Origin of the sequence: Fusicatenibacter faecihominis (assembly GCF_020686945.1) — a bacterium.
GTDB lineage: Bacteria > Bacillota > Clostridia > Lachnospirales > Lachnospiraceae > Limivivens > Limivivens faecihominis.
On record NZ_JAJEPR010000021.1, the window covers coordinates 18,329 to 36,383 of the forward strand.

The 18,055-nt window shown below is 50.0% G+C and carries 16 protein-coding genes and 1 riboswitch; of the genes, 4 read left to right on the forward strand and 12 right to left on the reverse strand.

Annotated elements, in window-relative coordinates; translation table 11 throughout:
• Positions 1-58: 58 nt before the first annotated feature.
• Positions 59-260, reverse strand: a riboswitch (cobalamin riboswitch).
• A 171-nt stretch (positions 261-431) separates the two neighbouring features.
• From LKD71_RS11990 to LKD71_RS12000, 3 genes are all read left to right on the forward strand, one after another.
• On the forward strand, positions 432-860 hold the full coding sequence (locus LKD71_RS11990; RefSeq protein WP_227615587.1) for an SseB family protein: 429 nt from the start codon (positions 432-434) through the stop codon (positions 858-860).
• 17 nt (positions 861-877) lie between these two features.
• Positions 878-1,504, forward strand: a complete 627-nt coding sequence (locus LKD71_RS11995; RefSeq protein WP_227615588.1) for a GDSL-type esterase/lipase family protein — start codon at positions 878-880, stop codon at positions 1,502-1,504.
• Positions 1,505-1,576: 72 nt separating this feature from the next.
• Positions 1,577-3,601: a glycoside hydrolase family 31 protein gene (locus LKD71_RS12000; RefSeq protein ID WP_227615589.1), complete on the forward strand. Its 2,025-nt coding sequence runs from the start codon at positions 1,577-1,579 to the stop codon at positions 3,599-3,601.
• Between the two features lie 115 nt (positions 3,602-3,716).
• On the opposite strand, the gene LKD71_RS12005 is transcribed toward LKD71_RS12000, so the two are convergent.
• The 9 genes from LKD71_RS12005 to LKD71_RS12045 all read right to left on the reverse strand — a co-directional run bounded on the left by LKD71_RS12005 (position 3,717) and on the right by LKD71_RS12045 (position 12,713).
• Positions 3,717-4,565, reverse strand: coding sequence for a DegV family protein (locus LKD71_RS12005; protein WP_227615590.1), 849 nt, complete (start codon positions 4,563-4,565; stop codon positions 3,717-3,719).
• A gap of 235 nt (positions 4,566-4,800) precedes the next feature.
• The gene (locus tag LKD71_RS12010) at positions 4,801-5,763 is read right to left on the reverse strand and encodes a C39 family peptidase (RefSeq protein ID WP_227615591.1); all 963 of its coding nucleotides are present in this window, start codon (positions 5,761-5,763) and stop codon (positions 4,801-4,803) included.
• A 126-nt stretch (positions 5,764-5,889) separates the two neighbouring features.
• Positions 5,890-6,735 carry a 16S rRNA (cytidine(1402)-2'-O)-methyltransferase gene (rsmI, locus tag LKD71_RS12015; protein WP_227615592.1) on the reverse strand — a complete coding sequence of 282 codons (846 nt, stop codon included), beginning with the start codon at positions 6,733-6,735 and terminating at the stop codon, positions 5,890-5,892.
• A gap of 58 nt (positions 6,736-6,793) precedes the next feature.
• Complete coding sequence (locus LKD71_RS12020; protein ID WP_227615593.1) at positions 6,794-7,531, reverse strand: tRNA1(Val) (adenine(37)-N6)-methyltransferase; 738 nt, start codon at positions 7,529-7,531, stop codon at positions 6,794-6,796.
• Positions 7,521-8,429, reverse strand: coding sequence for a PSP1 domain-containing protein (locus LKD71_RS12025; protein WP_178044870.1), 909 nt, complete (start codon positions 8,427-8,429; stop codon positions 7,521-7,523). Before LKD71_RS12025 ends, LKD71_RS12020 begins: the two co-directional genes overlap by 11 nt.
• Positions 8,426-9,424, reverse strand: coding sequence for a DNA polymerase III subunit delta' (gene holB, locus LKD71_RS12030; RefSeq protein ID WP_178044869.1), 999 nt, complete (start codon positions 9,422-9,424; stop codon positions 8,426-8,428). The genes LKD71_RS12025 and holB overlap by 4 nt, the downstream gene beginning before the upstream one ends.
• A 95-nt stretch (positions 9,425-9,519) precedes the next feature.
• A complete protein-coding gene (locus LKD71_RS12035; RefSeq protein ID WP_227615594.1) occupies positions 9,520-10,128 on the reverse strand; it encodes a nucleoside/nucleotide kinase family protein in 609 nt (202 codons plus the stop codon).
• Complete coding sequence (locus LKD71_RS12040) at positions 10,129-11,601, reverse strand: aminotransferase class I/II-fold pyridoxal phosphate-dependent enzyme (protein ID WP_227615595.1); 1,473 nt, start codon at positions 11,599-11,601, stop codon at positions 10,129-10,131. It abuts the gene before it with no gap.
• The gene (locus LKD71_RS12045) at positions 11,598-12,713 is read right to left on the reverse strand and encodes an alkaline phosphatase family protein (RefSeq protein ID WP_227615596.1); all 1,116 of its coding nucleotides are present in this window, start codon (positions 12,711-12,713) and stop codon (positions 11,598-11,600) included. Before LKD71_RS12045 ends, LKD71_RS12040 begins: the two co-directional genes overlap by 4 nt.
• A gap of 216 nt (positions 12,714-12,929) precedes the next feature.
• On the opposite strand from LKD71_RS12045, the gene LKD71_RS12050 reads away from it, so the two are divergent.
• Positions 12,930-13,706, forward strand: coding sequence for a DUF6062 family protein (locus LKD71_RS12050; protein ID WP_227615597.1), 777 nt, complete (start codon positions 12,930-12,932; stop codon positions 13,704-13,706).
• A gap of 70 nt (positions 13,707-13,776) precedes the next feature.
• On the opposite strand, the gene LKD71_RS12055 is transcribed toward LKD71_RS12050, so the two are convergent.
• The 3 genes from LKD71_RS12055 to LKD71_RS12065 form a co-directional block, all read right to left on the reverse strand.
• Entirely contained in the window at positions 13,777-15,384 is a 1,608-nt protein-coding gene (locus LKD71_RS12055) for a glycoside hydrolase family 32 protein (protein WP_227615598.1), read from the reverse strand.
• A gap of 75 nt (positions 15,385-15,459) precedes the next feature.
• Positions 15,460-16,554: a glycoside hydrolase family 172 protein gene (locus LKD71_RS12060; protein WP_227615599.1), complete on the reverse strand. Its 1,095-nt coding sequence runs from the start codon at positions 16,552-16,554 to the stop codon at positions 15,460-15,462.
• A gap of 56 nt (positions 16,555-16,610) precedes the next feature.
• A complete protein-coding gene (locus LKD71_RS12065) occupies positions 16,611-18,038 on the reverse strand; it encodes a family 43 glycosylhydrolase (protein ID WP_227615600.1) in 1,428 nt (475 codons plus the stop codon).
• Positions 18,039-18,055: the final 17 nt, after the last annotated feature.

Below are 18,055 nucleotides of genomic sequence, written 5' to 3' on the forward strand. Positions count from 1 at the left end.
GAGAACGGCAATCGAAAAGTATCCTTCTTATAGACAGAAGACCACTGTTACGGGAGTTCGCTTCTGTCGGATCTGAGCAGGTTTCCTGACTCTGAGTATCTTCACCTGGATCCCGTCTTCTCACGGTAAGACCGCAATGACATCCGTAGGATCCGGCTCCTCTCTTACAGTGACCAGTTCGTTCAGGATTTCCACCTGATTCCCTCTCCCTGCCGGAATGTTCTCGATATCCGGCAGTCACTCAAATCCCCTGTTCCATTGTCCTAATAAACTTAACATAAACAAGGAAGGTTTGCAATGAGTTTTTTATATGGAAATCCGCTTTGATCTGCCGCTTGCTTTCTCTTTTCGACTCATGTAAACTATGATCGTGGAGATCCGCTATTCCTCCATAAACCCATATGCATCAACAGAAAAGAGAGGTATTTTCCATGACAGATACATCCGCTCCCCATACCGATCCCGGTCTTGAAGGAAATGAAAAAATCGAGGCAGCCATTCTGGCCCTCCAGCAGGAAGCCAGCCAGGAGCTTCTGGCCCATGCACTGACCGTACTTCGCCGCCGCATGCGGGAGAACGGTCAGCTGATCCTGGCTGTAGAGCCGTCTGCGGGAAAAGAGCAGCTCGCTCTGAAAACCATTCAGACACCGGATGGCAATCTCTGGTGGGTGGCTTTTACCAGTTTTGAAGAACAGAACCGGGGCGGCGGCAGCGTCATGTCCGGTTTTCTCGCAGATATGGATCAGCTCTTCCCCTCCGCCATCCCCACCGATGGCATCCATGGCATCATCCTCAATCCCTGGAACCGGACCTTGATGCTGAACAAAGCTCTTCTCCAGATCATTCTCGGAAACAATTAAATAAGGAGGTTTTTCCCATGAGTATTCCCTTAGATCCCGAAAAAACGCTGAAACTTGCCCGTTACGACCACCTCAACAAAACCGCTGTTCCCGGTCAGATCCTTTTCGCCGGGTCCAGTCTGATGGAGCAGTTCCCCGTCCACGAATTTCAACTGGGTGCCGGCCTTTCTTCCATTATTTATAACCGCGGCGTGGGCGGTTTCACCACTGCGGAAATGCTGGAGCATATGGAAACCTGCGTTTACGCGCTGAAACCGGCCCGCATTTTCCTCAATATCGGTACCAATGACATGAATCCCGCCGATTACCGTAAGGAAGAGCTGATGGCCCGCTATGAAAAAATGGTCCAGGAGATTCTCGCCCGCCTTCCCGGCGTTCAGCTCACTCTCCTGGCCTACTATCCCGTCAACCACGACGCCGCTCCCGACGACAGCTGGTTCTTTTACCGGACCAACGAGCGCATCCATGAGGCCAACGAGGCCGTAGAGGCTCTGGCTGAAAAATATCATTTAGGTTTTCTCGACCTCAACGCCCCGCTCACCGATGAAAATGGAAACCTGAAGGCTGAGTTCACCATCGACGGCGTTCACATGTATCCCAACGGGTATTGGGAAGTGTGGAAGCAACTGGTCAAAATACCGTAACTTTTCATCAAAATATCGGTAGAACTTTCCAAAAGAAAGCATTATACTGCAGAAAAAGGAGGTTTATACATTATGATTTCAAGATTTTCCTACGGCCATGTCATCGAGACCGAGGCCATTCTTCAGAAACCCGCTGCTGAAAACGGCGCTCTTCCTTTCCTGACTGTGGATGAGGCTTCCCTTTCCCTCACCTATTCCATGGACGACAACGACAAGGTCTATGGCCTGGGCGAAAATGTCCGCGGCATCAACAAGCGCGGCTGGATCTACCAGAGTAAATGTTCGGATGAGGCGCAGCATCTGGAAGACCGCCGCTCCCTTTACGGCGCCCACAATTTCTTTGTGGTGAGCGGAAAAGAAACCTTTGGTATTTTTGTCGATTACCCGGGAATCCTCACCTTTGACATCGGATATACCCGTTACAGCGAACTGAAGATCACCGCTTCTGACTGGAATCTGGATGTCTATGTCATCACCGGGAGCGACGTCAAGGATATCATCCACCAGTTCCGCCAGCTCATCGGCAGAAGCTTTGTGGTTCCCAAATGGGCCTTCGGCTACGGTCAGAGCCGCTGGAGCTATATGTCTGAAGATGAAATCCGGGAAGTCGTAAGAAAGCACCGGGAGCTTCAGATCCCTCTGGACAGTGTTTATCTGGATATCGACTACATGGATCGCTACAAGGATTTCACCCTGAACAACGAAACCTTCCCTGATTTTGCTGATTTCAATCAGGAAATGAAAGAGGACCACATTCATCTGGTTCCCATCATCGATGCCGGTGTCAAACAGGAAGAAGGCTATCCCGTCTATGAAGAAGGCCTGAAAAAAGGCTATTTCTGCACCAAAGAGGACGGCTCTCCTTTTGTGGCCGCCGTCTGGCCCGGCAAGGCGCTTTTCCCGGATATGCTCAATAAAGAGGCGAGAGACTGGTTCGGCGAACAGTACAAATTCCTGCTGGATCAGGGCGTGGAAGGCTTCTGGAACGATATGAACGAGCCTGCCATTTTTTACACGGAAGATCGTCTGAAAGAAGTTCTGGACAAAATAGATGACTATAAAGACCGAAACCTAGATATGAATGAATTCGGGGAAATGACTGCTCTGGTGGGAAGTCTCAGCAACAACACAAAGGATTATACCCGTTTCTATCACAACATCCAGGGAGAAAAGGTATCACACGACCGGGTACACAACCTGTTCGGCTACAATATGACCCGGGCCGCCGGAGAAGCCTTCGAGCGTTTAGAGCCGGATAAAAGGATCCTGATGTTCTCCCGTTCTTCCTATATCGGCATGCACCGTTACGGCGGTATCTGGATGGGTGACAACAAATCCTGGTGGTCTCATATCCTTCTGAACCTTCATATGCTTCCATCCCTGAACATGTGCGGTTTCCTGTATACCGGTGCTGATCTTGGCGGCTTCGGCGCAGATACCACAGAGGATCTCATGCTCCGCTGGCTGGCTCTCGGCATTTTCACACCGCTTATGAGAAACCATTCCGCTCTCGGCACCCGCCGTCAGGAGGCTTATCAGTTTGAAAACATGGATGGTTTCCGTCACATCATCGGGCTCCGTTACCGACTGCTGCCCTACCTTTACAGTGAGTATATGAAAGCGGTCTTAAACGATGAAATGATGTTCCGTCCTCTCGCTTTTGATTATCCGGACGACAGACACGCCAAAGCGGTAGAAGACCAGCTTCTTCTTGGAGACGGCATGATGATCGCCCCTGTTTACGAGCAGAATGCTGACGGCCGTTATGTTTATCTGCCGGAATCCATGAAACAGGTGCGTTTCTCTGCAGACGGCACAGTAGAAGAGACCATTCTTCCGGCAGGCCACCATTTTGTGGAGATCCCGCTTACCGATGTAGTCCTCTTCATCCGTCCGAACCATCTGATCCCCCTTTCCAAAGGCGGTCAGTGTGTTGATGAGGTTGATTTCGAAGCGCTCACTTTCCTTTCCTATGTTACAGAGGGAAACGAAGCTGTTTACACCTATTATCACGATGACGGTTACGAAAAAGATTACGAGAATCCGGCCCATCTGAGTGAGATCCGTATTTCCTCCAACGGTACCGTAACCAAATAAGAAACACGCTCAAAAAAATATCCTGCACAGGTTTTCTCACAGCCTGTACAGGATATTTTTTTAACCGTAACTGTTCAGTACCTTCACAGGAATAGTGGCTGCTGAATAGTTACTTTTAACCTTCCTTTCCGAAAAAAGCCACCGCCACAGCGTTTGGCCCTACATGGGTTCCGATTGTGGCCCCGATCGTACAGATCGGAAGCTCCTCCGTGTAATCCTTCCAGAGCACCTCGCTGTCCTGGATGTATTTCTGAAGAAGGGCATCGTTGATTCCCGTATACCCGAGCCAGAAGGGCAAGGAAAAATCGATGCCGCCGGCGTTCTGGATCTCTTTTACCAGGAGATTGTTTCCGTTTTTGGAGCCCCGGGCTTTTCCGAGGACTGCCACCACGCCGTCCTCCACAGTGACAACGGGCTTGATAGAAAGCATGCCGCCGATCATGGCCACAGATTTGGAGATCCGGCCGCCTTTTTTCAGATATTCCAGAGTGTCCAGAAGGGCGATCACATGAACCTTTTTCTTCGCAGTCTCCAGTTCTTCCGCGATCTCCACCGCTGTTTTTCCCTGATCCTTCAGCCGCAGGGCGTAATCCACGAGGATTCGCTCACCCACAGCCACGCTCTCGGAATCCACCACAGTCACATTGTCGTAGTCCGCAGCCGCCACCATGGCGCTCTGGTAAGTGCCCGAAAGCTTCGCGGAAAGGACAATAACCACCACCTGCTCCCCAGCCTTCTCTGCCTTTTCAAACTCATCTGCAAAAGTGCCCGGCGAGATCAGGCTGGTCTTCGGCAGCTCGTCACTCTCAATAAGCATGTTGTAAAATTCCCGGTGGCTTAAGTCCACCCCGTCCAGATATTCTTTTTCCCCGAAAGTAATATGCATCGGGAGCACCGTCACGTCCTCCCTCTCTGGCGTTCCCATATCAGAAGCGGATTCTGTAATAATCCTGATTTTTTCCATTCTAAAATAATTCCTTTCCAACTCTATTCTGTAAACCATTGATTTTTTCTATCTGCAAAACAACGTATACTTTAATTCAATTTTGTTGATTTGTCAACGTTTTTATTACCAAACTTTTTTTGTCACCATGCGATTCTGCCTGGAAAGCTTTTTGTGTGACAGGTATTTCCACCGAATTTTCCTGTTATACAAAAAAATCAGAGACCCTTTCGAGTCTCTGAAATCATTCACATCTTTATAATACCGTATAATACCACAGATTCACGATCTGATTTTTTAATCGCTCAAAGCTCCAGGTCTCACCGCTCCGGACAAGACTGTTGGGATCGTTCACCGTGAAGGAACCATTCGCATAACCCGTCAGCACGATAAAATGCCCGCTGGAAGTGAAATCCCCCAGCCCCATGCTGGCAATAATAGGATGGCCTGCCGCCAGCTGATTAGCCATAGCCGCCTCGTCAAGCCCAAGCTCCGTTCCGGTGATCCCGTATTCTTCAGCCCCGTAGGTCATGAGATCCCAGGAGGTATCCCGGCTCTCCGTGAGAAAACCGTTGTTTGCACTGTAGGAAGCCACCTTCGCCGGAGTAATGTCATTTCTTCCGGTCAGACCACAGGCCACCATGGCAATGCAGGTGGGGCCGCAGCCACTCACCGCCACAATTGTGCTGCTTCCGTAAAGCGCATAGCCCCAACGCCTGTCCCACTGGATCAGAAGTGGAACCACGCCTTTTGTCACATCTCCCACCGTAGACGCCGGTTCCGAATCCTTTTTCTCCGGGTAATCCACTGCAAAATTCAGCGTCTCCTCATTCTGGCAGACCATCCGGAGCACATTGTCCGGATATTCCTCCGCCCGGTTCAGAATCGTCTGGTACCGCTCATCAGAAGAAGCCAACGCCTGCAGCTTATTCAGATACTCCGCCCGCACTTCCGGATCTGAAGCCGTCTGTCCGTCTGCCGCCTGGTTATCCCCGCTCAAATAATTTTCCGCCTCGTAATCTTGCCAGGCCTCCTCCGCCCGCCGGTTCTGCTGCCAACGAAACAGCCCTATCCCTAAGATCAGCACCAGAAAACCGCCAAAAACCCCCCGTCTCAGCCGCTGTTTCGCCCGTTTCACCTGGCGCACCCGCTCCAGCTGCTTTCTCTTTCTCCGTTCTCTTGCCATTTTTTCTTTATCCGATGTCAGATCGCCTGTCATATTTTGTCCCCTTTTCCGCAGAAAGTCTGCTCTGACACCATTATAAAGAATCTCTCCCACCAAAATCCTCGCTGAAATGTAATCCTTTTGTAAACAAAAACAGGGACCCTTTCGAGTCCCTGTCAATCATTCCTCCTCCAGCAGCGCCTGGTAAATCTCTCTTTTTCCCACACCTCTGTCCTTTGCCACCTGCTTCATGGCTACCTTTTTATCCATTCCCTGAGACAGATAGTGCTCCATATGCTCCGGGATCGTCAGGCTCTCCCAGGATTCCTGCTGCTCCTTCCGGATCGCATCAAAGCTTTTTCCCTCGATGACCAGCACACATTCTCCTTTGGGTTCCTGCTCCTGATAGAAAGCCAGCGCCCTGGAAAAAGTCGTCGCAAAAGCGGTCTCATGCTTTTTCGTCAGCTCCCGGCAGATCGTCAGCCGCCGATCTCCCAGCGTTTCCTGAAGCTCCGCAAGAGTCCGCACGAGCCGGTGCGGCGCCTCGTAAACAATCATGGTCCGGGTTTCTTCCTTCAGCTCCGCCAGCACCAGCTGCCGGTCCTTTTTCTCCGTCGGAAGAAAAGCCTCAAAGCAGAAACGGCGGGTCGGAAGTCCGGAGAGCGTCAGCGCTGTAACGCAGGCGCAGGCCCCGGGAAGTGAAGTCACCGACACGCCCTCCTCCTGGCAGATCCGCACCAGATCCTCCCCCGGATCGGAAATTCCCGGCGTCCCTGCGTCGGTGATCAGGGCGATATTCTGCCCTTCTTTCAACTTTTCCACAAGCACATGGGCTTTTTCGATCCGGTTGTATTCGTGATAGCTGGTCATCGGCGTATGAATATCGAAATGGTTCAAAAGCTTGATGCTGTTTCTCGTATCCTCCGCCGCGATCAGGTCCACCTCTTTTAAGGTCCGCACCACCCGGAAAGTCATATCCTCCAGATTCCCGATGGGCGTGGCACAAAGATATAAGGTTCCTGTCATCCTTTTCCTCCTGATTATAAAAACTGCCCCTCGATTCCTTCAAGCGACAGTTCTCAGTTTAATATCCGTAAATGTCATAAATTTCCTTATTATAAACGCCCGGCTCGTCATAGACAATCAGCGGTTTTTCCACAGTCATCCTGGGGTTGCCGCCGCGCACGGCCTCGATGAGCACCATGTTCGGCTCCCGGTCCACATAAGGGTAGACCAGCTGCATCCGTTTGGGCTCCAGATGATGCTGGGAAAGTTTCACCAGAATCTCCGCCAGCCGGAAGGGCCGATGCACCATAAAAAATTTTCCGCCGGACTTCAGAAGCTTCTCCGCCGTGCCGATGACATCCTCCAGTGTGCAGAGAATCTCGTGGCGGGCGATGGCCTTCGGAAGCTCCGGATTGGTCAGACCGTGATTTCCCGTCATATAGGGCGGATTGGAAGTGATGACATCAAAGGAAGCCAGATCAAACAGCTGTCCCGCCTCTTTGATATCGCCTTCCACGATGGAAACCCGGTCCTCCAGGTGGTTATAGAGCACGCTTCGCCTTGCCATATCCGCGCTCTCCTCCTGGATCTCCAGGCCCGTGAGATGACCAGCCTTCGTTTTTCCGGCCAGAAGAATCGGAATGATGCCGGTTCCCGTCCCCAGATCCAGTACCTTTTCTCCCTGCTTCACCTTTGCAAAACCAGAGAGCAGCACCGCATCCATCCCGAAACAGAACTTGCCGGGATTCTGAATGATTTTAAAGCCGTTTCTCTGGAGATCATCCAGCCGTTCCTCCGGTTTCAGCTCAATTGTCATCTAGCTTTGATTTCCCTTCATCTTTTTCCAGAGCCTTCAGTTCCTTCAGCTCCTTGTCGTTCAGGTTCAGCTTCTCCTTTTTCCGGCGGGGCTTGAATTTCAGCTGCTCCACCTTGTACTCGCGGAGCTCTTTTTCGTCCTGCACGTCCACAAGAACCTTCACGAGCTGACGCAGAACGTTGACGCTCTGCACCTCGCCCTTGAGACCATCATCCGCAATCACCCGGTCGCCGATACCCGGCAGACGGCTGTTCAGATACTCGTAAGTGTCCTCCTCGTTTTTCAGGCAGCACATGAGACGGCCGCAGACACCGGAGATCTTGGTCGGATTCAGAGACAGATTCTGCTCCTTCGCCATTTTAATGGAAACCGGTGCAAACTCGGACAGGAACGTATGGCAGCAAAGCTCTCTTCCGCAGATTCCCACGCCGCCGACGACCTTTGTCTCGTCGCGGACACCGATCTGGCGAAGCTCGATTCTGGTCTTGAAAACGGAGGCCAGGTCTTTTACCAGCTCACGGAAATCGATTCGTCCGTCAGCCGTGAAATAAAAGAGCACCTTGTTGTTGTCAAAGGTGTATTCCGTGTCGATGAGCTTCATCTCCAGCTTGTGCTTGCGAATTTTTTCCAGGCAGATACGGAAGGCTTCTTTTTCCTTCTCCTTGTTTCTCTGGGCTCTCGCGTTGTCATCGGCATTGGCGATACGGATGACGGGCTTTAAGGGCTGTACCACCTGATCGTCCGTTACCTCTCTGGCATCCGCCACCACGCTTCCGTACTCAATTCCCCGGGCCGTCTCCACGATGACGTGGTCGCCCTTTTTGATGGGGAGCTTTTTCGGATCGAAATAATAGATTTTTCCGGCATTGCGAAACCGGACTCCAATAATTTTAATCATTCTGTGATGTTCTCCTTTATGGTCAGAAACAACAGCTCCATCGTGAGGTCAAAATTCACGTTGGCGTTGAGCCGCTCCTTTGCTTTTCTTAAAGCTTCCAGAATGTCCTCCACTCCCTCGTAGCTGCAGTTGTTGGTCTGCTCCTGAATGGAAGCGAGCTGATCCCGGAAAATGATACCGTCCGCATCCCGGGTCGCCTTGAAATACAGCACATCCCGGTACCAGACCGCGAAGATATCCAGATAATCCTGAATATCCACTTTATATTCAGAAACGCCCTTCACCGCCGCGCTGATCTCGCTGATATCCATCCGCGGGGCATTTTTCAAAATATGAAGGGCCGCATTCTTGATCTCGTTAAAATACTCGGAAGTAGCCAGTTTGACGGCTTTTCCGATGTTTCCCTGGGCAAAAGCCACAGCGATATCCGCCTGGTAATCCGGCACTTCCACATGCTCCATCAGATATTTCCGCACTTCCTGATCCGGCACAGGCTTCATATTCAGCACCACGCACCTTGACAGAATCGTCGGCAGGAAAGAAGACGCATTCGTCGTCAGAAAAAGGATCACCGCATAGGCCGGCGGCTCCTCGATCGTTTTCAACAGCGCATTCTGAGCCTGCACATTCATCTTCTCCGCATCCGGAACGATATAAATTTTATATTTGCTCTGATAGGGTTTGATCTGGACGTCGCCTACCAGCTGCTCCCGGATATCGTCCACGCTGATGGTGTTCGGTTTTTCGTGGGTGATCCGGATAATATCCGGGTGGTTTCCGCTCTCCGCCTGCCGGCAGGAACGGCATTTTCCGCAGGGCTTTTCTCCCTCACCCTCGCACTGCAGAAGCTCTGCAAAACGACTGGCCAGAAGTTTTTTCCCCGAGCCTTTTTCTCCACTGAATATATAAGCATGAGAAACCTTATTCAATTTCTCCGCATTTTTCAAATGCTCTATGATCTGTTTATGTCCGACAATGTCCTGGAATCCTGACATATGCGACACCCCCTTTTCTCTCTCGTTGCTAACACTTATCCTTAAACTCTTCTCGCTAACGCTCATTCCATTATACCATAACTCCTTCAGAATACCTATGAAAAATTAGTGAAGCCTTTCTTCTCTTTTATAAACTGCCGGATTTCAGTCAGGCATTCCTCCAGTGTCCCCGCATTGGAAAATCTCCTGGAAATACCTGCTTTTTCCAGATTCTCCTCAGAAAAATCCTCGCTGTCCGCCAGAAAACGGCGGCACATCTCCTCATAGGCCGGTTTTTCCTGCTTTTTCTCCCGGTCGATGGCCCGGATGAGGCGGATATCATCGGGAACCTCCACATAGATCGGCAGCACCCGCTCTTCCCCGTAATAAGCCCTCATTTTCTCATAGGAAACCAGGGTTCCGATGGACAGATAGTCCTTCCGCTCCAGCTCCATGTGCTCGTCGTCCACGGTAAAATACTTCCAGACGCCCATCACGGTATTGTAGCAGCGAAGCTCGATGATCTTTTCCTCCTTCTGGAAGCGGCGCAGCACCTCGTCATCGACGAAATGATAGTCCACGCCATCCTTCTCCCCCGCCCGGATCGGCCGGGTCGTATAAAGAACGATCTCCTGAAGCCCCAGCGTTTCATCTTTCATCAGTTCCCGGAAAATCGTATCCTTTCCCGAAGAACTTTTTCCCATCACATAAAAAATCTTTCCCATTTATCTGCCCTTTTTCAACACATCTATAAATTCCGCCCTGTAGTCCCGAAGCCCCTGGATTGAAAGCCCTTCCCCCTGGAAAAAAGCCACCCTCCCCAGCACGTCCCGGCTGATCCGCTCTCCCGGCATCAGAAGCGGGATTCCGGGCGGATAGAGGTAGAGAAATTCGCCGGAAATCCGTCCCTCACTCTCTTTCAGAGGCACAGTCTCTTTTTCCCCATCATAGGCCTCCCGAAGAGAGACCACAATCTCGTTGTGGACGACTCCGTCATAACCGACACTTCTGCTCCGCCGATCCAGGGCACTTTCTACGCCTGCCCCAACCTTGCCGACACAAGCCGCTTCTTCGTCAGCAAGTTCTCCATCGATCCGGTTCAGCGCCTTTCTCAGCCGTTCAAAGCCTTCCTCCGTGTCCATAACGGAAGTCAAGGCCAGCCCATAGCCTCCTGCTGCCATCTCAAGCTCCAGATGGTCTTTTTTCCGGAGTTCCTCAGCGAGCCATTCCCCGCCGTGCGCGTCCGGAACCAGCAGGATTTTTGAGCGATCGAAATCAAATATACCATAATCTCCCCGGATTTCATAGCCCGGAATCCGGATTCTCTCAAGTCCCCGGATAAAGGCATAGAAGTCCTCCAGCCTGGCTGCAAAAGCCTCAAACCGCTCTTTTCCCTCGTTTTTCAGAAACTCCACACACCGGTCCATGGCCGCCATGAAAATATAAGACGGGCTGCTGCTCTGATAGATCCCCAAAAATCGCCGAATCCGGTCCTCATCCACCCGGGCGCTCTTGCTCACATGAAGCACTGCCGTCTGTGTAAAAGAAGGCAGTGTCTTATGAAAGCTCTGAATCACCACATCCGCCCCGAGTTTCAGGGCGCTTTCCGGAAAATATGGGCAGAAGCCTAAATGCGCCCCGTGGGCCTCGTCCACAATCAGCGGTATCCCGTGGGCATGGCAGATTTCTGCGATCCGTTTCACATCCGATACGGCCCCGTCATAGGTAGGCGAAGTGATGAGCACCGCCTGAGTTTTCGGATAGTCCTTCAGAAGCTTTTCCACGTCTTCGGGCAGGATTCCCCCGTTTATCCCAAACTTCGGCTCCCACTGTGGGTAGAGACTGTGGATAACCAGGTCTCCCAGATAGCAGGCGTGGTACGAAGCCTTGTGGCAGTTTCGCGCAAGACCGATCTCTCCGCCCGGCCGCACCAGCGCCGACACTGCGCTTAAAATCCCGCAGGTGCTTCCGTTTACCAGAAAATAGGTACTTCTCGAGCCATAAACTTCCGCTGCCCGCTCCTGGGCCTCCTTTAAAATTCCCTCTGGATGATGGAGGTTATCAAACCCATCGATCTCCGTAATATCGATCAGAAACGGATTCTCAAAATCCTCCACCTGACGCTTGTGCCCCGGCATATGAAACGGATAGACGTCGCTTTTTCCATAGGCGAGAAGTGCATCGTATAAGGTCGTCATAGCTCATCCTTTCCAATCAGAATCAGCGGAATCACCATCTCATCCTCCAGAAGTCCCGCATGGACGCCGATGAAAAAGTCCTCCTCTTTTTTGTGGCTGTATATGCTCAGATCATCCACCGCCACAGCCAGATAATCTCCCATCATTCTCTCAAAATCCGAACGTTCCTTTCCCGGTCCGAAAAGCTTTTTCTCCCGGACTTCTTCTTTGGTGAGAAGCAGAAAAGTATCGCTGAAATTTTTCCGAAATTCTTCTTCAAACTGCTGCTTTTTCTCTTCCTTCACGAAGAAATTCACAGCCCTCGGCTCCAGACTCAGGCCCCGTTTCAGGCACTCCGTTATTTTCGGGTAATTCTCGATGGCCACGCCGCGGGAGTTCATATGGCCATGGTCGGCCGTCACGATCACCAGCGTATCTGAAAGCTTCTCCGTCAGCTCCTGAACCTGTTTTTCCAGCTGTCTTAAGGTCGCCTTCGCCTCCGGACTGTAGCAGCCTTTTTCATGCATGCAGCCATCCGGTTCCGACCAGTAAGCGTAAATATATTTTTTTCCCGGCCGACTGGTCAGCTCCTCGATCCAGCCCGAAATCGCCTCAAAGTTTTTGGGATAAGGCTCCTCAAAAGGAATCAGGCTGTAGGCCCGCCCGCCATTTTCCCTGATCTGTTTCACCAGGTTCTTATAGGGGCAAAATGTCTCCGCCACAGGATATTCTGCTGCCGGCCGCGTGGTCCCCGCTTCCCGGTTCAGAAAAACCGTCACCGTCTTATCGATCTTCGGATAGTAGCAATCCCAGCCCAGCCAACAATGCTCCACCGGATAAAGCCCGCTGCAGATCGAAGTTGTGGCCGCCACCGTAGTCGGCGGAAACACCGCCGAGTAAGTCCCCGCCAGATGGGAAGCAAAAAATCCATCCGGCTCCAGATTGCCGTCCACAATACATTTTCCCATGCCATCCAGCAAAATCACCACCACATTTTCATACTCCCGCTCCGCAAATTTCCGGTCCAGAAGCCCCAGCGTCTCATGATGCACCGGCGCCCCGAAATATTTCAAAATAGAATTGGCCAGACTCACCGTGCTGTTCGCGTAATCCGGGTATTTTATCTTTTTCATCGTATTCTGCCTCCTCCTGTCTCACATCATTTCTTATGAGTATAACCCGATTTTCCTCCCCGCGCAACTTCTCATCTATCGGAAGTATTTTATTTGCCCCTCTTTCTTCCCTGTGCTATAATCACCTCAGTATTACATTTTCTGCGGCACCCGGCTTTGTTCAGAGACCAGTCCTGCCCGCTCCCGCAGAAATATCTCACCTGGAGGTTTACAAATATGAAAGAACAGCTTTACACGATTCCTCTCATGGATGCCTTCCGTGAAAAGGACGAGTGCCCTTTCTGCTTCATCCATCGCTCCCTCGAGCAGCACGCCATCGATTTCACCCTGGGTTCCGGCGCTTCCTATATGGAGGACGATATCCGGTTCCAAACCGATAAAGCAGGTTTCTGCAAAGATCATTATCAGAAAATGTTTCTCTACGGCAACCGCCTGGGCAGCGCCCTGATCCTGGAAACCCACCTGAAAAAGCTCACAAAGGATCTCAAGGAGCAGATGGAGCACTACAGCACCGGCGACAAGCCCTCCCTTCTGGGCCGCTTGAAAAAATCCGCTCCCGATCCGGAAGCGAAAACAAATAACGTCAGCACCTGGATCCGGATGCAGAACAAGAGCTGCTATATCTGTGAGCAGATCGAGACCACCTACGAGCGGTACCTCGCCACCTTTTTCGAGCTCTTCAAACGAAATGAGGACGAGTTCATGGACCTTCTGAAAAATGGAAAAGGCTTCTGCCTGCCCCATTTCGGCGACCTGCTCTCCGGTGCAGAGCGCTATCTGAACGAAAAAGACCAGGCCCGCCTCCGCGAAATCCTCTTCCCCCAGATGATCCAAAACCTCGAACGGATCACCGGCGACGTGGAATGGTTCCAGAAAAAATTCGACTACCAGTTCAAAGACGCCGACTGGAAAGACGCCAAAGACGCCGTCCAGCGCGCCATGCAGAAAGCCGGCAGCGGCTACCCCGCCGACCCGCCCTATATCCAGAAATAACTAAAAACGGCATCCGCAAAGTTTTTATGCTTTGCGGATGCCGTTCTCAACATTATCACGGAAACTGATTTTACTGTATCTGATAAATTTCCACTTTTGCTTTTCCTTCTGCCTGAACAGTAATTTTTCCTTTTTTCACATCCAGCACTGTCTCATAAGCTTCACTCAAAAGACCGTCATTTACCGTTACTTCCAGAATCTCTCCATCTGAAAGCAGAGAAAGTTTCTCCGGTTTTCCAATTGTATTCATCTTCAGTTCCCGGTAAGTCTGACCTTCTTTGATTTCTTCTTTGTCTGTAAATTCTCTTGCTGCTCCGGCAACGCCTTCTGTTCTCTGTGCGATTCCCTCAATCTTCAAAACACCCTCATGATACAGGCATTTTGTTCCATAGAGATCCACAACCATGTCCTTGTCTTCTTCCAGTTTTACAACAATTTCCACTGCCGCAGGTTCTTTCTGTGTATAAACAACACACTTGTCTGACTTCGAATTCAAAACTGCTTCCAGTTTTTTTACTTTCTGTTCTTCCAGCTCCTGAATGAGTTTCTGTCTGAGCAGATAACCTTCTTCCGTTTTTACCAGAGTCAGCTCTCTGGGAATTCCCATCATTCCCCTGAAATTTTTACCCTGGTTGTTGGTACGCATCCAGGGAATCATGATCACCCGGTCTGTCCCGGCAAAAGTCTGTCCGGCATAAGGCAGCATACAATGGTAAGCTTCCTGTCTGACGCCATCCGTTACAAAATGGGAACCATCAAAATCACCCAGGAAATAGTAGCCGTCTGCGGACCAGAAGATCCATTTCTTTCCACCGCCTTCTACCGGAATCTCTCGGAAATCCGGGCATTCCCAGGCTCCTGGAATGGTAAGTTTCTGTGTCATGACCCAATTTTTCAGATCGCTGGAATTAAAGATCGCATAATCATTTTTATCCAGATACAGCACCATATAGTAAAGTTGCTTTTCCTCATACCAGTAAACTTTGGGATCCCGGTTATCTGCTTCTATGTGTTCCAACACATTCTCTTCTATCTTCGTCAGTGTTTCTCCCTGATCCGTACTGTAAGCAATCCGCTGTACAAATTTTTTCCCTTTGCTCCATTCAGAAGCACTTCCTGCTACAGTATAAAAGAATACCGGTGTATCCTTGGGAAGTCCCAGAAGACCTCTCTCATTCAGGATCGCACAACCGGAAAACATCGTTCCGTTTTCATCTGGAAACATCACATCCTCTTTCTGCACCCAATGAAGGAGATCTGTACTCTCCGCATGCCCCCAGCTCATATTTCCCCAGTTTACATCAACCGGATTGTGCTGAAAATACAGGTGATATTTTCCTTCACTATAAATCAGTCCATTTGGATCATTGATCCAGCCTGTTTCCGGCACGAAATGGATATATCCGCTGTTTTCCCGCACAGCAGACTCCTTTTCCCGCACAGCAGACAGAAGACTTTCACAAACATCACCTTCGATCCGGATCTTTTGGCCCTTCCATTTTTTCACCGGCAAAACTGCACAGAAATCTTCCGGATAAGTTTCCTCAGTATCTACACAGGAAATCTCAAATTCATAAATTTTTTCTGTTCCGTACCAGAAAGTCAGCAACCTTTTTTCTGCTTCCTTCTTTACCGGTACAAGAAGATAATCTTTTGATATCGTAAGTACTTTTTCCATTCTATTAACCTTTCATTCTTTTGAGGGTCTGCCATCTGCCAAGCCATGGATTCCAGATCCTGTCTTTTCCTTATTTCACCGCGGCCATCTGTCTTTCCTATCCATCAGTTTTCCATATGGCTGATGAGGTTCTTCCTGATACCAGTAAGCAACAGAAGCCACATCGTCTTCCCGCTCAAAAAGCCCGCCATAATACACACCGATCTGCTGAATCGTTACCCGGATATCTTTTTCGAACAGGATCGGATCCATAATGTGCCACCGGTAAAAGCTTCTCTGAGGCAGCTGATCGTCATTATGAAAATCATTGTGCAGGAACGTATCATGATGTGAATAATACGGATAGCCTAAAAAAGGCGTACAGAACGTATTTTCCACGGTTTTTCCGTCCTTCTGAGTGGCAAAACTCCAGGCTCCGCCAAAATAGTCTTCTGTTCCGGTTCCGCAGATGGTTGGATACTCTTCATCCCCATCCAGATAGAACTTCACTTCCCCTTCTCCGTACCAGTAGCGTTCCAGCGCAGTCAGTGCCATATATGTCCCAACATACTGTCCCCTGCCTTTTACATGATCCAGTATTATGTAATCCTGACCTTTTTCTGTTATTCTCTGCCTTCTCCACTGAGCATGAAAATATCCGGTGTTTTCCGGAAGTTCATCCGTCAGACAATAATCAATCTGGTAAAAGAATGCCGGAATCGTCTCATCGCACTGATTTTCAATGGTGATTTTAGCTTTTTTTCGGAAAGGCATTGGAAAATAGGAATTAAAACCTCTCGTGGGATTAACAGCTACAGGAAGAGAATTCACGCAATACGACACACCAAAACCGCAGCAAAAAAAATCTCCTAACGGACTTTCCACTGAAGGCTTTTCCTCTCCATCCCAGTACATCCGCAAAACCAGATCTCTTAAAACATATCTGTTGCGCTCACTCGTCCGGTCTGTCACTGTGATCCAGATATGATTGATGGTTCCCGGACCGTCCATTTCTGCCAGTGTTACCGTCTCTCCCGATTTGATTTCCGGAATACAAGGAGAACCTTTTCTGGCAGTTCCAAGATCACTTGCGGCTCGGCCTCCCATTCCCTTTTCTCCCTTACGGTTTTCCCAGTTAATACTTCTGCTTTGTCCTTTTTTCAATATTGATAAATGGTTTAAATCAAACATCGAAACTCCTTATCCTCAAAGAGGCTGTTGCATTTTGCGACAGCCTCTTATCTTTTTTATTCAGTTAAAACAGCAGCATTTTTTACTTCCATTGTTCCATCGGAGACAAAAAATCCCAGATGGCGGTTTTTCCAGTTATACATCCGGAAACCAAAGGCTACATCATTATTTATATAAAGCACACCTATGGTATCCTGAATATATAAGGCAATTTCATATTCTTTTCCAGGCTCCAGTTTTAACGGTCTTTCCATCTCCACTGCATAGGGGAACATCTGCCCACCCTGTTCGTACATCCGCAGTCCGGAGCGGTACTGGATCCTGTTAAATTGCGGTTCAAACATCAGATAATAGCCAAAATCAAAGGCTTCATCTACCTGGAGGGCCAGTCCGAACCTTGTAGGTGTTCCCTCATAACGAAGTTTTGCTTTGATACAGCACTGCGCTGGAATCACGCTTCCAAGTGCGGCAGCAAATCCATCTTCAGAGCTGCAGAGAGTTCCGTCTGCCCGGTGTTCCCAATTGCCGCTCAGACCTCTGATCTCTGTTTTCTCACTGTGATGGAATGCATTCGCCACACTTTCCACGGGGCATACGCCCAGCGTTCCGTCCTCATGCTGCACCAGCTGATGAACGACAATAGAGCCTCCCCAGTTCCAGGTGCAGTAATCTTTTCCGAAATCTTTCCCGGGATCAAAGTCCCAACCGTTTTCACCTCTGGTAGGGTTCCAGCCGTATACATAACGGTGGGTTCCATCAGATCCCGTTTTTGCTGCATAAAAAGCTCTTCCGTCAAACGTATCCCGCTCCGGGCGTATCCATGGGCCCTTCGGAGACCTGCTCATCCGGTAATAGGTACAAAAACCATCCGTATAATTGGAAAACACCAGATAATACCAGTCACCCATTTTGAAAAAATCCGGGCACTCATTGGCTGCCTGATTGGTTCTGGATGCGTAAAGGGGCTTTCTGTACTCCCAGTGGGAGAGATCGTCCGATACGCACAGTGCCACACAACCATTCCGTTCTGTTGCCGCATTTTCCCTGGCTGCCAGGATCATCCACCATTTCTTTTCCTCCTCATTCCAGAATACATGAGGATCTCTCCAGTCAGACATCCGGTAAATTTCTCCGTCCGGTCCAAATTTATCTTCCGGGATGTCCTCCCAGTGTACAAGGTCTTTGCTCGTCGCATGTCTTGCCCACTGGGCCGGCGGGTTCTGATCGAAGGTACAGTAGAACATATGGTAAACACCGTCCACTTCGATCACAGACCCGGTTCCACCCTGAATGTTTGTCGGGGTTTCTTTGTAAATCCGGTTGTCTTCCGTTATGATCTGATGCCAGCCATAGACGATCTTGTCTTTCGGTGCATCCGGATTCCAGTTTTTCAGATAATAGTTTTCGAATCTTTTCGTCTTCTGATTGTAAAACGGAATCACATCTCCGGTTTTCGCATACTCAGGTGTATAAAATAAGTTCATTCGGCCCTCCCTGCTGT